The 15051-nt window shown below is 44.5% G+C and carries 14 protein-coding genes; 1 reads left to right on the plus strand and 13 read right to left on the minus strand.

The window, feature by feature from the left end; all coding sequences use genetic code 11:
- Positions 1 to 11: 11 nt before the first annotated feature.
- From L5L77_RS07110 to L5L77_RS07140, 7 genes are all read right to left on the minus strand, one after another.
- Complete coding sequence (locus L5L77_RS07110) at positions 12 to 827, minus strand: ABC transporter permease subunit (RefSeq protein WP_105249905.1); 816 nt, start codon at positions 825 to 827, stop codon at positions 12 to 14.
- Complete coding sequence (locus L5L77_RS07115; protein ID WP_212599956.1) at positions 824 to 1729, minus strand: ABC transporter permease subunit; 906 nt, start codon at positions 1727 to 1729, stop codon at positions 824 to 826. The genes L5L77_RS07110 and L5L77_RS07115 overlap by 4 nt, the downstream gene beginning before the upstream one ends.
- Positions 1726 to 2862 (minus strand): polyamine ABC transporter ATP-binding protein, encoded by a 1137-nt coding sequence (gene potA, locus L5L77_RS07120; protein WP_028760881.1) that lies wholly within the window; start codon positions 2860 to 2862, stop codon positions 1726 to 1728. Before potA ends, L5L77_RS07115 begins: the two co-directional genes overlap by 4 nt.
- Before the next feature lie 177 nt (positions 2863 to 3039).
- A complete protein-coding gene (locus L5L77_RS07125) occupies positions 3040 to 4140 on the minus strand; it encodes a polyamine ABC transporter substrate-binding protein (protein ID WP_131525446.1) in 1101 nt (366 codons plus the stop codon).
- A gap of 599 nt (positions 4141 to 4739) precedes the next feature.
- A complete protein-coding gene (locus tag L5L77_RS07130) occupies positions 4740 to 6095 on the minus strand; it encodes a glutamine synthetase family protein (protein ID WP_028760883.1) in 1356 nt (451 codons plus the stop codon).
- 2 nt (positions 6096 to 6097) lie between these two features.
- Positions 6098 to 6859: a gamma-glutamyl-gamma-aminobutyrate hydrolase family protein gene (locus L5L77_RS07135; RefSeq protein ID WP_105249909.1), complete on the minus strand. Its 762-nt coding sequence runs from the start codon at positions 6857 to 6859 to the stop codon at positions 6098 to 6100.
- Positions 6860 to 7558: 699 nt separating this feature from the next.
- The gene (locus tag L5L77_RS07140) at positions 7559 to 8107 is read right to left on the minus strand and encodes a cupin domain-containing protein (RefSeq protein WP_028760885.1); all 549 of its coding nucleotides are present in this window, start codon (positions 8105 to 8107) and stop codon (positions 7559 to 7561) included.
- 236 nt (positions 8108 to 8343) lie between these two features.
- Between L5L77_RS07140 and L5L77_RS07145 the strand changes: the two genes are divergently transcribed.
- The gene (locus L5L77_RS07145) at positions 8344 to 9651 is read left to right on the plus strand and encodes an NAD(P)/FAD-dependent oxidoreductase (protein ID WP_263222443.1); all 1308 of its coding nucleotides are present in this window, start codon (positions 8344 to 8346) and stop codon (positions 9649 to 9651) included.
- On the opposite strand, the gene L5L77_RS07150 is transcribed toward L5L77_RS07145, so the two are convergent.
- The 6 genes from L5L77_RS07150 to L5L77_RS07175 all read right to left on the minus strand — a co-directional run bounded on the left by L5L77_RS07150 (position 9635) and on the right by L5L77_RS07175 (position 14916).
- Positions 9635 to 10141 (minus strand): DUF2937 family protein, encoded by a 507-nt coding sequence (locus tag L5L77_RS07150; protein WP_263222444.1) that lies wholly within the window; start codon positions 10139 to 10141, stop codon positions 9635 to 9637. The genes L5L77_RS07145 and L5L77_RS07150 overlap by 17 nt on opposite strands.
- A 108-nt stretch (positions 10142 to 10249) precedes the next feature.
- Positions 10250 to 11107: a sulfurtransferase gene (locus L5L77_RS07155; RefSeq protein ID WP_263222446.1), complete on the minus strand. Its 858-nt coding sequence runs from the start codon at positions 11105 to 11107 to the stop codon at positions 10250 to 10252.
- Positions 11108 to 11412: 305 nt separating this feature from the next.
- Complete coding sequence (locus tag L5L77_RS07160; protein ID WP_263222448.1) at positions 11413 to 11826, minus strand: septal ring lytic transglycosylase RlpA family protein; 414 nt, start codon at positions 11824 to 11826, stop codon at positions 11413 to 11415.
- A gap of 261 nt (positions 11827 to 12087) precedes the next feature.
- Positions 12088 to 12483, minus strand: a complete 396-nt coding sequence (locus L5L77_RS07165; RefSeq protein WP_105249914.1) for a hypothetical protein — start codon at positions 12481 to 12483, stop codon at positions 12088 to 12090.
- A 106-nt stretch (positions 12484 to 12589) separates the two neighbouring features.
- The gene (locus tag L5L77_RS07170; RefSeq protein ID WP_263222449.1) at positions 12590 to 12997 is read right to left on the minus strand and encodes a hypothetical protein; all 408 of its coding nucleotides are present in this window, start codon (positions 12995 to 12997) and stop codon (positions 12590 to 12592) included.
- A 422-nt stretch (positions 12998 to 13419) separates the two neighbouring features.
- Positions 13420 to 14916 carry an aldehyde dehydrogenase gene (locus tag L5L77_RS07175; RefSeq protein ID WP_219234051.1) on the minus strand — a complete coding sequence of 499 codons (1497 nt, stop codon included), beginning with the start codon at positions 14914 to 14916 and terminating at the stop codon, positions 13420 to 13422.
- Positions 14917 to 15051 lie beyond the last annotated feature (135 nt).

Below are 15051 nucleotides of genomic sequence, written 5' to 3' on the forward strand. Positions count from 1 at the left end.
AATTAAACTAACTAGTTCATTGGTGTACGGTCGCGTTTCTCTGCCCGTCTTGCCATATACCAAGAAAGGAAAGCGATGAGTGAAACACACAGTATGATCAGCGTCGCTAAGGCATTGATCTTAGGAGAAACTCCTAAACGTACCGACGAGAACACCACCATAGGCAAGGTCGTTGCACCAGGGCCTGAGGCAAAACTTGCGATCACTAAATCGTCTAAGGACAAACTGAATGACAACAACCAACCCGCCACCAGCGCCGGCGAGATCATAGGCACAGTGATCAAGAAGAAAGTCTTGAGCGGTGTTGCCCCTAAGTCCATTGCCGCCTCTTCGATTGACATATCAAGCTCGCGCAATCTTGAAGACACCACCACAGCCACATAGGCAGCACAAAATGTTGAGTGTGCAATCCACACTGTCATCATGCCACGCTCCCTAGGCCAGCCCAACAAATCTGCCATGTGCACAAACAGTAAAAGCAAAGACAGACCAGTGATCACTTCAGGCATTACCAGCGGTGCAGTAATCATGTTCGACAGGGTCAGTTTTGCCCATGAACGCTTAAAGCGTGTCATCACAAAGGCTGCCATAGTGCCGATAATGACCGCCATAGTTGAGCTATAAAACGCTATCCGCAGGCTGGTCCATACTGCATCTAAAATCTGTTGGTCTTGAAATAACTCGCCATACCATTTAGGTGAAAATCCACCCCATACCGTCACTAATTTAGAGTCGTTAAAGGAATAAATCACCAGCACTAACATAGGTGCATACAAGAAAAATAAGCCAAACCAGAGCATCACTGAAGAAAAGCTTAATTTTTTCATAGGTCTTTCTCCAAACTACGCGCCTGATAGCGATGGAATAAAGTGATCGGAATAATCAATAGACCCAACATCACAATCGCCAGTGACGAAGCCACAGGCCAGTCGCGGTTATTGAAAAACTCTTGCCATAACACTCGACCTATCATCAAGGAATCGGGACCACCGAGTAGCTCTGGGATCACAAACTCACCCACGGCAGGAATAAACACCAACATAGAACCAGCAATCACACCACTTTTTGACAGAGGGAAAGTGATTTTCCAGAAGGTATTCAAACGGCTCGAACCTAAGTCAGACGCAGCTTCAATCAAACTCATATCAAGTTTCACTAAGGTGGCGTACAAGGGCAAAATCATAAAGGGTAAATACGCATAGATGATGCCGATATACACGGCAATATTGGTATTGAGGATCTGTAACGGCTCAGAAATAATCCCCAACCACATCAGTGAATTATTGATGATACCAGTGTTACTTAAGATCCCCATCCAAGCGTAAACGCGGATTAAAAATGAGGTCCAAGAAGGCAACATAACTAACAGCAGCAGCACGGTTTGCAACCGCGCAGGGGCACGGGCAATGGCATAGGCCATTGGGTAGCCAATAATCAAGCAGCCCAAGGTCGAAATTAACGCCATTTTCAATGAGCTGAGATAAGCCATGTAATATAACGAATCGTCAAGCAACATCAAATAGTTACCCAAATGCAGGAAGATATTTAATACATCGTCAGCATATTGGAATGTTGCTTCATAGGGCGGGATAGCAATCGCCGCCGTCGAAAAACTCAGTTTAAGGACAATCGCAAACGGTAAGGCAAAAAACAGCAGCAGCCAAGCGTAGGGAATACCTATGGTCCAGAAGCGGCCCTTAAGCCACTTTACTTTAATGGGTTTCTTCATGATCTCAACACCACGCCACTGGTGTCCTCCCAACTAATGAACACTTCGTCATCCCATGTGGCATGATCAGCGCGGCGTTCACGGTTAGTCATACTGCACTGTACGATTTGACCATTCTCTAAACGAATGTAATAGACTGAAATACCGCCTAAATACGCGATATCATGCACGATTCCTTTCGCCCAGTTGTACTGACCTTCAGGCTGCTCACGGCTAATAATGGTCTTTTCGGGACGCACTGCTAGCCAAACATTCTTATCTTCAACGTTAGTCGTGACGCCATAACCGACATAGAAAGGTTGGGCCAAATCATTGGACTTAATGATCAGATGGTCGACTTCATCCACTTCAATCGCGCCACCAAACAAATTCACAGTACCGATAAACTCGGCAATCATACGACTGTTCGGGCTTTCGTAAATATCCATTGGCGAGCCAGTTTGAGCAATCCAGCCATCACTCATGATCGAAATTCGACCTGCCATTGTCATGGCTTCTTCCTGATCGTGGGTCACCATCACGCAGGTCACGCCGACACGCTCAAGGATTTCAACCACTTCTAGCTGCATTTGGGTACGCAGTTTTTTATCCAATGCGCCCATAGGCTCATCGAGCAGTAATAATTTAGGCCGTTTCGCCAGTGAACGGGCCAGTGCAACACGCTGGCGCTGACCACCGGATAACTGATGCGGTTTACGCTTACCGTATTGCTCCATATGCACGAGTTTCAGCATATCTTGCACACGCTGTTCAATTTCGGCTTTAGGCAGCTTGTCTTGCTTCAAACCAAATGCAATGTTTTGTGCCACTGTCATGTGGGGAAACAAAGCATAGGATTGAAACATCATATTGATGGGACGTTCGTATGGCGGTAAATCGGTGATATCTTCCCCATCAAGGAAAATACGGCCAGAGGTGGGCTTTTCAAAACCCGCCAACATGCGCAGTAGTGTTGACTTACCCGAGCCTGACCCGCCAAGTAAGGCAAAAATTTCGCCTTTATTGATAGTTAATGACACATCGTCGACAGCCCGCACGTCATCGAATAATTTGCTTACCCGCTCAATCTTGAGCAGTACTTTTTCTTGCGTCTTTGTTGTCGGTTTATTGGTGACGCTCGAGGTGATTGCCATAGTACTTCTCCACCCGAAAATGAGGCGTAGATACGCTCAAACTCTAGGTTCAACACGATTAATGAATGAAAAGTGGTTAAACAAACTGTGTCAAATCCTATACGTGGATTAACTATGCATAGGATTGGACATAGAAGTTTGCCAAGCTGGGGGCAAGCTAGGCTTGCCCCCTATCGACTATTGTCCTGACTTCACTTTGGTCCAAACACGGGTTAATACGCGCTGAATTTTCAAAGGACGAATTTCACCGATATAAAGTTTGTCTAACACTTCTTGTGGTGGATAGATCGCAGGATCGGTACGGATAGCCTCATCAACCAGAGGTTGAGCGGGATCGTTCGGGTTAGCATAGGCCACATAGTTAGAGATAGGCGCTATGACTTCTGGACGTAGAAAATAGTTAATCAGCGTGAGTGCATTATCAACGTTCGTTGAATCAGCTGGGATAGCTAACATATCGAACCACAGATTGGCACCTTCTTTTGGAATGGAGTAGCCGATCTTATTGCCATTTTTTGCTTCTTCAGCACGGGCCTTCGCCTGGAATACATCACCGGAGAAACCGTAAGCGACACAGATGTCACCGTTTGCTAAGTCAGAAATATAACGTGAAGAATGGAAATACGTCACATAAGGACGAATTTTTTCCAGTAACTCACCAGCTTTTTCATAATCTTCAGCCTTAGTGCTGTTAGGATCTAAGCCTAAATAAATCATCGCCTGTGGCACCATGTCGTCGGCAGAGTCCAACATAGCAAAGCCACACTTAGAAATTTTTTCAGCGTATTTAGGATTGAAGATCAGTTCCATTGAGTTAAATGGCGCATCTTCCCCCACAGCGGCTTTCACTTTATCTATGTTGTAACCAATACCATTGGTTCCCCATAAATAAGGCACGGCATATTGGTTACCCGGATCGGCTTTTTCAAGCAACTTCATCAGGGCTGGATTTAAATTTTTAAAATTAGGTAACTTAGCGCGGTCTAAAGGTTTGAAAGCACCCGCTTTGATTTGCTTAGCGAGAAAGTGGTTAGAAGGTACAACGATATCGTAGCCACTACGACCAGACAGTAATTTAGCCTCAAGCACTTCATTACTATCAAATACATCGTAAATTACCCTAATGCTCGTTTCTTTCTTGAAGTTTTCTAAGGTATCTTCCGCGATATAATCTGACCAGTTATACACGCGAACCACTTCTTCCGCTTGGGCCACTGCGCTCGCAAATACGCTCGCAGTCACCAGCGCTAATGTGGTCGTCTTATTAAATAGCTTCATGCTTTCTCCTTTCTCGGGTAGCAGAACTGCTTAAGCAAATTCTGACATTGTGTCACCGGGCTGCCCGGATATTGTTGTTATTTTCGACCAATGCTACACCTTAAAAACCGCATCGGCAGTCTCTACGGCATGATAACCATGCCTACTTTATATCTTGCTGCAATTTGTTAAGTATCAGGTTTCGTGCCAAATTTTCGAGGCATCGGTATTGCATTAACACTCAAAAAAATAGACTAGATATGACACTGCTTGTACATTTTGCAACATTAAGGCAAATGCCTCAAGTCCCTAAGCAATCGCAAAAAAACACTTAGATAAACACATTTTAAATATGACTAACAATTAGTTAGTAACGCTAGTAAGCGAACAACCTAAAATTGTTAAACCTATTTTACTTCCCTTGCAGACAAGCAATGGAATTGAATAATCACTTTAACGGACAAGCCATTAAAAACCATCATATTATTTAACAAGCGAGTTGCACCAGTTAAGTGCAACCTCACTAAAACAGTGCACGCATCAGTATCGTTATGGCCAACGTTAACCCCTTATTCCTTGGGTTAACGCGGCAACACGGTCAGTGCAATCAATCCAAAACATTACACAGTGAGTAATAGGAATTCACGTTCCCATGAGCTGACAACACGGCGGAAGTTTTCAAGTTCAGCCTGTTTTACCGCCACAAATCCAGTGGTGAAGGATTCGCCTAAATATTGCTTACAGGCATCACTTTCTTCCATCGCCGCTAATGCTTCCTCTAATGTCAGCGGTAAACAATGGGTATTATTGCTACGGCTTTCATTGGCTTTACCTTGCACAGGCGTCGAAGGTTTTAGCGACTCAACCATGCCGATATAGCCACACAACAAGCTCGCGGCAATCGCCAAATAACAGTTAGCATCGGCGCCGGGAATGCGGTTCTCAATGCGACGGTTTTGTGGTGAAGATTCTGGAATGCGTAAACCACAGGTACGGTTTTCATCGCCCCATTCTAAGTTTACAGGTGCCGAAGTGCCGGGGAGGAAACGACGAAACGAGTTCGCATTTGGCGCCATCAGTGGCAGCAACTCAGGAATGAATTTTTGTAGGCCTGCAATATATCCCAAGAATAGCTTGCTCTTAGTACCATCTTCATTGGTGAAAATATTCTTGCCCGTCTCTTTATTGATCACGCTTTGATGAATATGCATCGCACTGCCAGGCTCATCCGTCACGGGTTTTGCCATAAAAGTGGCGCACACATCGTGCTTCAGCGCGGCTTCCCGTAAAGTGCGTTTAAAGATAAACACTTGATCAGCTAAAGATAATGCATTGCCATGACTGAAGTTAATCTCCATCTGTGCGGGACCATCTTCATGGATTAAAGTATCGATATCTAAACCTTGAAGCTCACACCAATCGTACATGTCTTCAAACATAGGATCGTATTCGTTGGCAGCATCAATAGAGAATGACTGGCGACCCGCTTCGGGGCGACCTGAACGACCAATTGGAGGCTTTAAGGGTAAATCGTGGTCGTCACTACGACGAGTCAAATAGAACTCCATTTCGGGAGCGATAACAGGTTCCCAGCCCTGTTCGTCATAGAGAGACAACACTTTTTTCAATACGTTACGTGGTGAAAGCTCAATAGGATTACCCATTCTGTCGTAGCAATCGTGGATAACCTGTGCCGTGGCTTCGATGGTCCAAGGCAACATAAAGACGGCATTTTCATCGGGTACACAAACAAAATCGATGTCGGCTGCATCGAGCAAACTGTAGTAAATCTCTTCGTCGACAAAATCACCGGTCACAGTTTGCAACAACACACTTTCGGGCAAACGCATGCCTTTTTCATCGAGAAACTTATCGACTGGAGCAATCTTGCCGCGGGCGATGCCAGTCATGTCACTGATAACACATTCGACTTCTGTGATTTTTCGTTCTTTTAAAAAAGCGATTAGCTTATTCATTATTATTTCACTCGAGTTGTAGCCCTACGTCGGCATGCATCACCGAAGGCATTGAAAATGGAGAGGTAAAACGGATTCTCGCTCACCTTCCACTCTGGATGCCATTGCACACCGAGGGCAAATTCTTTAGTACCAATTACGGAGAAAGCCTCCACTAACCCATCTGGAGCATAAGCTTCTGGCCGCAACCCAACACCCAGGCGCTCCACGCCTTGAGTATGTACAGAGTTAATCTCTGCAGAGTTACGGCCCCAGGCCTCGTAAATAAGCCCCCCGGGCTCAACAGTAATACTGTGAGAAGCCCCATACTGCACATCTAAGGATGCGGTTTTATCTTCTCGATGTTCAATAAAGCCACCCACCTCATGGAGCTTCTGATGCAAACTGCCACCAAAAGCCACATTCATTTCTTGAAAACCGCGACAAATACCTAATACAGGTACCCCAGCAGCAATAGCAGCGTGGATCAGCGGCAAGGTTGTCGCGTCACGTTTAGGATCATGGTGTGTACCAAGCTCACTCGGCTGGCCTGCATAAAGATGGGGTTCTACATTAGAAGGAGAGCCAGTAAACAAAATACCGTCAAGACGCTCTAAAATAGCGTCTATCGGTAAATCGCCACCTAAAGATGGGATCACTAACGGCCAGCCTTTCGCGCCATTAACTACGCCTAAAAGGTATTTTTCACCAACAATATTAAAGGGGTGTGATCCCAATTGTTGATTGCATGCAATAACACCTATGAGGGGTAAATCGGCTGACATATCTCACCTTTAGAATTGATTTTACTAGCATAACGAACACTTTGCCTTTAAATGTTCATTTTTTCACACAGTACACCGAAATTTAGCACTAGGCAAGAGGTTAAACACTTGTTAAAGGTTATTTAATCCACTTATTCTTAATAAGCATAAATAACATGTAGTTAAATGTATATTTACCCCATTTCTCGCTAATTCATGTATATAAACCAGCGGTTACACCAGCATAAAGCTCACTTTTTACAGGGTAAATTAAACCGTATTCGAACCAAATTTGAACCAATATTATTTACACAAAGAAGAGGATATATAACCAATATGACAGGGTTAGAAAGTAGGTAATACCAATCGTATTAAATATCTGTTCATTCAGCGGGAGTTCAACGCGCTTTAGACAAGGCGAAGGCTTGAAGGCATAGTGGTGCTCTGTCGAAAGCCTTAAACGCAGTATAAAGTGCGTTGAAACCCGCCCTTCGGGAGCCTCACAGGCATCCCACTCCCGTGTTGCATTGACTTAAAAGGGAATGACCATTTCTGCGTCAATGCGCCTTGGATTGAAATGCCTGTGAGGCTCTGAACTGATTAGATATTTAATGTGATTGGTATAAATCCGCAGGAATGTTGAATAACAGTATTAGGCCACTCACTTTTAGCGAATAAGTGGCCTAATATGTTGAATAATAGGGTAAGTTAATGACTTAATTAGAAGTTTGCAGGCGTAGTCGCACTCACTAGGCGACAAGGTTCATCGAAGGGATTGCGGAATCTATGGGGCAATTCACTGTTAAAATAATAACTGTCACCCGCTTCCAAAATATACACTTCATCCCCAACAGTGAGTTCGAATTTACCTTCTATCACCATAGCGGCCTCTTCACCTTCGTGCTTTAGCATCTCTTCACCCGTATCTGAACCGGGTGGATAAATCTCATTCATCACTGACATTGCGCGGTTCGGGTAATCACGGCCAATCAGTTTGAATTCAAGTGGCCCAGTACCGATATTCAGTAATTCATTGGATCGATAGACGACCTTTTGCTCACTATCCGTTGAGGCTTCAATGGAGAAAAAGTCCACTAAAGACATCGGGATACCCGACAGCACTTTTTTTAAAGAGCTGACTGACGGGCTAACACTGTTTTTCTCGATCATTGAAATCGTACTGTTAGTCACACCAGCACGTTTGGCTAATTCTCGTTGAGATAAGCCTTTCATTTTTCGAACAGTTTTGAGGCTGGCTCCAATATCCAAATTTCACATCCCCCTAAAGGCTCGGGTCAATCCCGATAGATGACGAACAGGTTGTTCAGGATAAACACCATCCAGAACGCATTTTCGCCCAAAAAGCGCGTGTTTTACTGCTTTCATTGTATTCTACATAAAAAGCGTGTTAAATAAAACGAACACTTTTTTGCGTCATGTTAAAAGTGTGATGAGTATACTGAGACAAGTCCAATTTACAATAAAAACAATTTTTGGGAGCCATAATGGCAAGCAAACCTCCAGTGCACAGTGAACAGTATCCACACTCTTATTATGTTGATACTGCAAAAGAAATTTACGCTCACCCACAACTCGAAGGCAATATCAGTGTCGATGTCTGCATAGTGGGCGGCGGTTTTAGCGGTATCAATACCGCCATAGAACTCGCACTGCGCGGTATGAGTGTTGTGCTGTTAGAAGCGAGGCGAATTGGCTGGGGCGCATCGGGGCGTAATGGCGGCGAACTCATTCGCGGCATAGGCCATGACCCTGCACAATTTCAAAGTGAAATCGGCACTGAAGGTGTTCAAGCAATTCAACAAATGGGCTTTGAAGCCGTCGAGATAGTGCGAAATCGCATACAAGAACACCGTATCGACTGCGATCTGCAAATGGGTTACTGCGACTTAGCGGTTAAACCTCGTCACATGGATGAGCTTGAAGAAGAATTTAGCGCACTCAAAGCCATGGGTTATCAGCAAGAAATCAAGCTGTTAACTAAGCCACAATTAGGTGAAGTCATAGGCTCAGATTTTTATCAAGGCGCGCTAGTTGATATGGGTAGCGGCCATTTACACCCGCTGAATCTTGCTCTGGGTGAAGCTCGCGTCGCCCGTAATCTCGGCGCTAGGTTGTTTGAGTACAGCGCTGCTGAAAAAATCATTCAAGGCGCCAAACCTAAGGTCATTACCGCTAAGGGCGAAGTCACATGCCAATACTTAGTACTGGCGGGCAATGCCTATATCGGCCACAAACTTAATAGCTTTGTAGGGGGAAAAGTATTACCTGCAGGCAGTTATTTATTGGCGACAGAGCCCTTAACTGAGGCCCAATGCGCGAGTATTATCCCGCAAAACATGGCCTTCGCGGATATGCGAATTGCCCTAGATTACTTTCACTTATCGGCAGATCGTCGTTTGCTGTTTGGCGGCCTTTGTACCTATTCGGGTAAAGATCCGAAAGACATTGAAGCGGCACTGAGACCGAATCTTGAGAAGGTTTTCCCGCAATTAAAAGGGGTACGTATCGATTATGAATGGGGCGGCATGATAGGTATCGGTGCTAACCGTATGCCACAAATTGGTCGCCTTCCCGATGCAAATAATATTTTTTACGCCCAAGCCTATGCGGGACACGGCGTGAATGCCACTCACATGGCGGCAAAACTGCTTGCCGAGGCTATTTGCCAACAGGCGGGACATTTCGATGTGTTTGCTAAAATCAAACACATCACCTTCCCCGGCGGCCCGACGTTCCGCTCACCTATGCTCGCGGCAGGCATGCTGTATCACAGATTTAAGGACTTGTTTTAAGTCGCTTGTTACGCCTTGCCCACAGGATAAAAGGGATAGACCCAAGATAATGCACGACTAAAGCCACCAAGACGCCAAAGCCAATACCACTAGAAGTTAAAGGTATCCCTGGCTTAAAGTTACTGATGGTTTTCTCAAGATAATCAAAGCGAACAGGGTTAAACATATAGGCAGTTTTCTCAAACAAATTGCCCGTATTAAAAATCGCCACGCCCTGTGTTAACGCTTTATAAAGCGTCAGTGTCTGTACCTTTTGCTCAGCGTCGGCACGCACACTTGGCTCCTCATTTTGCTGGTGGCGGGCAATCATGGCATCAACATCGACGTAATGATATTCCTTAGCCGTTGCCTCGTAACCTTCTACCTGCCATCGAGTCGATTCATAAAGGCCTGATAAAAATTGCTGATAATGATCAGCCAGTTGTGGTAACTGTAAGGCAATCACTAAAATAAATCCAAATACCAACTTATCGATCAATCTCGCTATCAAAGGTTTCTCCTTGGCATTTAGCCAAACGACGTAGAAGTCACATGATGTTCAACAAAAACCACGCTAACTTAATTAATCTACAGCACTAATTTCAATGGTGATACTCAATTAACACTCTATCGGCAGATCGTTACGGCTGCCCCAATCCGCCCATGAACCGTCATAGAGGATGGGATTTTTATGCCCCGCGGCGACCGAAGCTAAGATCAAAATACACGCCGTAATCCCAGAACCACAGCTGAATATCCTTGCGGATTTATCCGCTGCCAGCCCTTGATAAATAGACTGTAGCTCACTGACCGTTTTGATTTTATTACCATCGAGCACTTGAGCGAAGGGTAAATTAACCGAGCAAGGAATATGCCCAGAGCGCACACCGGGGCGCGGCTCACTCACTTGCCCTAAAAAGCGTGGCGCACCACGGGCATCGACAATCGCCGTTCCGGCATCTTCAATTCGTGATAACACGGCCTCGGCATCCATCACAAGCTCGGGGTGGTATTGCAACACATCTGCCAAAGTATCAATATCCGTCGGGCCATAATCGACGCCTTCGGCTTGATAACGCGATGAGGTAATGCGGTCTTCTTCAATCCATTGAGGCAAGCCACCATCAAGCACATAGACTCGATTAAAGCCCATGACTTTAAAGGTCCACCACGCCCGTGGAGATGAATAAATGCCTTGGTTATCATAGATAACAATAACACTGTCGACCTCAATCCCAAGTTGGGCTATCCCTTGGCTGAATTGCTCAAACGTCGGCAAGGCATGAATTTGGGTTGAAGTCTTATCGCAAAACACATTTTCCAAGTCGAACCGACGTGAGCGCGGAATGCAAATAGGCTCATCGTAAACTAAGGGTTCTTTACCAATAACGGTTTCCATACTGGCATCGAGCAAGACTAAATGGGGATCGGTGAGGTGTACTTCGAGCCACTGCGTACTAACAAGTGGGTATTCCATAGCGGGTCCTTTTACTGTTATCCAAATCTGCCGATAGTCTCTCACCAAATGCCGTAAAGCCCAAATATCAGCTTAACAAATTGTCTGCTTTGGGATTTTATTTAAAAGCGTCGACTCGATTTTATGCGCTCAATCATTAGTGCATTCAATCATTAGATTGCGTCGAAGCCGCGTTTTGAAGAGAGTGCTTTCAAACTGCTCATTTTTAATGATGCTGCTTTCAAAACGATCTTTTCGATATGGCCGTGTTCGAGATAGCCCTTTCGCAACAGTTCTTTTCGAGACAACTGTTTTCAAAATAGCCGCTATTTAATGACTTCTATTTTCACGTCAATCAAGCCAGAAGAAGTATTGCCTATACTACTGAACGCCGATTTAGACAGATCAATAATGCGGCCACGCACGAAAGGCCCTCTATCATTGATTTTCACAATCACACTTTTGCCATTATCGACATTGGTGACCTTAACACTCGAGCCAAAGGGTAACTTTTTATGCGCTGCTGTCTTTAATGTATGTTTGTAAAGTTCACCACTGGCCGTCTGCTTATTTTGATGTTTATCCCCATAAAATGAAGCCTGACCAGCTTCCGTGAATCCCACCCAGTTTCCATTCTCACCCGTCTGCATTGAAGAACAGCCGGCCAAAAAGCTTAGCAATGCCAGTACAGCTAGTTTGACGACATTGAACTGCCTAATTGGGTTTTGAAGTGCATTCACATGACACCCTCTCTAATGAGTGAACGCTTTGCTGACGAGTGATTGGCTCAGCAAAAATCACAGGGAAATAACGAACAACCTTAGATGACAAAGCTCAAGACCTGCATCCTAAAAGATCAAAATAAGAAACAATAAATTTCCACGAGGCTACAGCAGTTGCACCCTAAAATCACATATTTACAGGTGAATGCCCTTACTTTGAGATAAAATATGCAGTCATAACGAGGCTTTGTTTCCTAATTTAGAGCGGTAAACAAAGCCCTAACGAGTTAACACTTCATGGATAATCTCAAATTTGGGTTCTTTACCACTTGGCCATGTAGGTTTCTTTATGGGGTTTTCAAAGGTGGTCAGCCAAATATCAAGATCACTGGAACCAGACAAACAACCCATAAACGCAAAATACATTCCACTATTTATCATGTGACGGGCAAACTGAATAGCGTCTTCAAGAGTGCCCTCTTCCCAGTTATGTGTGAACGTTTCATCATCCCATACCCATTTAATGGGGACTCCACTTTCATCACAAGCGAAGAACCTTACATTTCGATAACCTTTACTTGCTGTTTTTAGAGAATTTATAAAACTTTCTCTGGTGTTATCGAATCTTTTTTTGAACTCTTCAATATCTAGATCTTTGCTAATAAAGTTCTTCATACTTGCCCTAGAGGTAAATACTACCAACGGTATGGCATAACCACACACAAAAAATTCTATCCAATGAGCCCAGTGACTGATGTCGTTTAGCTCTGTTAGAAGCTAATTATGCCAAAGATTGGTATTCATTGCTGCCATTATGAAACAACCTAATTTCGATACTTTTTATTTCTTTTTTAGAGGAAATCAATTGCTCCACCAACCAAATATAACCGATTTCATATAGCTTATTTTGTAGGGAGAACAAATCATCTTCTGGCATATTGTCTATATCAACATTCAATAATTGATACCAATTAAAGGCTTTAAATTCTGAAACATCCTCAAACTCACATACTGCGGTTAAAAGCCATGCGCCATTCATCATAGAGGCTATATCGACAAAAAAATCGCAATATGCCTCACCTTGATTTTTACAAGAAATCGCATATTCCCTAACAAGTTCCATAAAATCGGATTTGTAACTATCGAGAGCTTTACTGACGATTGCCCCAAACTCTTCTACATTGTGCATACTTGCCTTCTTATTCAATGATCTAAGCACCCTATAATATCATAAATAACTTACAACACTTTTCACACTATGCCACTACACTATGACTAAATGCATTAATGGTAATGTTGAAAGCCACAAATTTATAAGCGATAACTTACGATATTTATGAAGCAGATAAAAATGGAAGTAAATTGAGATAATAATGGGAGTGTTTAAAGTCAATATTCTATCGGGCATAAGTGAGCAATAACATTACGAATCAAGACGGTAACATGTTATTCACGACAACAGATACAGATTTTACAAGTGAAATATGGCTTAGAAAAAATGGGTACGGCTTGAGCTACAAAAAATAAAAAACCTCTTTCCATGTAATATGAAAAGAGGTTTTAGTATTGAGCGAAAGCGGCTCCTTCTCTTATATAGACAAAACTGAGCGGTTATAACACGATCCAGGTCGCTTTCAGTTCTGTGTATTTGTCGAAGGAGTGCAAAGATTTATCTCGGCCATTACCAGACTGTTTATAGCCACCGAATGGCGCTGTCATGTCGCCGCCATCGTAATGGTTGATCCATACCATACCAGAACGCAGGGCTTTAGCGGTTTTATGGGCCTTGCTGATATCCGATGTCCACACGCCAGCGGCTAAACCGTAGATGGTATCGTTGGCTATTGATATCGCTTCTTCCATGCCATTAAATTCAATAACAGATAACACTGGGCCAAAGATTTCTTCACTGGCAATTTTCATCTGATTGTTTACGTTAGAAAATACCGTTGGCTGCACATACACACCGCCAGTGTCGGCCATAACTTGGCAGCCACCGTGGACTAAGGTTGCACCTTCATCTTTACCCGCTTTAATGTAACTGAGCACTGTGTCTAACTGTTGTTTATCAACAACGGCGCCGCTCACAGTAGCGGGATCGAGTGGATGCCCTGGATGCCATGAGGCTAACTCCTCTGCGATAAGCGCAATAAGCTCATCTTTCACCCCAGATTCCACCAGCAAACGCGAACCTGCGGTGCAAACTTCACCTTGGTTAAAGGCAATGGCTTCGGCCGCAGCTACAGCAGCGGCTTTCAGATCTGGCGCGTCATTAAAGACGATATTGGGGCTCTTGCCTCCCGCCTCTAACCACACGCGTTTCATGTTCGACTCGCCAGCGTAAATCATTAATTGTTTTGCGATTTTGGTGGACCCCGTGAACACCAACGTATCCACATCCATATGCAACGCTAAGGCTTTACCCACGGTATGACCAAATCCTGGCAACACGTTGAGTACGCCTTGTGGGATCCCAGCTTCAATAGCCAATTGCGCCATACGGATAGCCGTTAAGGGTGACTTTTCAGAGGGTTTTAACACCACACTATTACCCGTGGCCAGCGCGGGCCCGAGCTTCCAACACGCCATCAGCATTGGGAAGTTCCACGGAACAATCGCGGCCACAACCCCCACAGGCTCACGGGTGATCATGCCAATTTCATTGTGAGCGGTTGGCGCGAGTTCATCGTAAATTTTATCAATCGCTTCACCAGACCAGCGAATCGCACGGGCAGCCCCCACTACATCCACAGCCTTGGAGAAACGAATCGGTTTACCCATGTCGAGGGTTTCTAACAGCGCGAGTTCATTGGCATTTTCCTCCAGTAACTCGGCGAAACGTATCATCACTTGTTTGCGCTTTACCGGAGACTGCTGCGACCAAACACCAGACTCAAATACGCTGCGGCCATTAGCAACCGCAAGATTAGCATCTGCAAGATCGCAACTCGCCACTTTTACCAACAAGCGACCATCAATAGGACTAATACAATCAAAGGTGTTACCCGAAACGGCATCTTGGTATTCGCCATTGATAAACGCCTTACCATTAATAGACAGGCTGGCAGCCAGACTTTCCCATTCGCTGCGTTTCTTCGGTGTGCTCATGATGACCTCTTAATAATTCGTATAGGTGTGGTTTATCGTTCATCGACAAGAAAATAGTGGCCCGTGACGACTTTAGCGCAAATGCTAAACATCACCACAGTCATAATCCGACCTTCAGGTTACGCTGTTTAAGCA

Origin of the sequence: Shewanella sp. SM29 (assembly GCF_025654245.1) — a bacterium.
Classification (GTDB): Bacteria; Pseudomonadota; Gammaproteobacteria; order Enterobacterales; family Shewanellaceae; genus Shewanella; species Shewanella oncorhynchi.

Coding starts and splice junctions, on each gene's coding strand:
- L5L77_RS07110 (WP_105249905.1), bottom strand. CDS start 827: ATGAAAAAATTAAGCTTTTCTTCAGTGATGCTCTGGTTTGGCTTATTT.
- L5L77_RS07115 (WP_212599956.1), bottom strand. CDS start 1,729: ATGAAGAAACCCATTAAAGTAAAGTGGCTTAAGGGCCGCTTCTGGACC.
- potA (WP_028760881.1), bottom strand. CDS start 2,862: ATGGCAATCACCTCGAGCGTCACCAATAAACCGACAACAAAGACGCAA.
- L5L77_RS07125 (WP_131525446.1), bottom strand. CDS start 4,140: ATGAAGCTATTTAATAAGACGACCACATTAGCGCTGGTGACTGCGAGC.
- L5L77_RS07130 (WP_028760883.1), bottom strand. CDS start 6,095: ATGAATAAGCTAATCGCTTTTTTAAAAGAACGAAAAATCACAGAAGTC.
- L5L77_RS07135 (WP_105249909.1), bottom strand. CDS start 6,859: ATGTCAGCCGATTTACCCCTCATAGGTGTTATTGCATGCAATCAACAA.
- L5L77_RS07145 (WP_263222443.1), top strand. CDS start 8,344: ATGGCAAGCAAACCTCCAGTGCACAGTGAACAGTATCCACACTCTTAT.
- L5L77_RS07155 (WP_263222446.1), bottom strand. CDS start 11,107: ATGGAATACCCACTTGTTAGTACGCAGTGGCTCGAAGTACACCTCACC.
- L5L77_RS07165 (WP_105249914.1), bottom strand. CDS start 12,483: ATGAAGAACTTTATTAGCAAAGATCTAGATATTGAAGAGTTCAAAAAA.
- L5L77_RS07170 (WP_263222449.1), bottom strand. CDS start 12,997: ATGCACAATGTAGAAGAGTTTGGGGCAATCGTCAGTAAAGCTCTCGAT.
- L5L77_RS07175 (WP_219234051.1), bottom strand. CDS start 14,916: ATGAGCACACCGAAGAAACGCAGCGAATGGGAAAGTCTGGCTGCCAGC.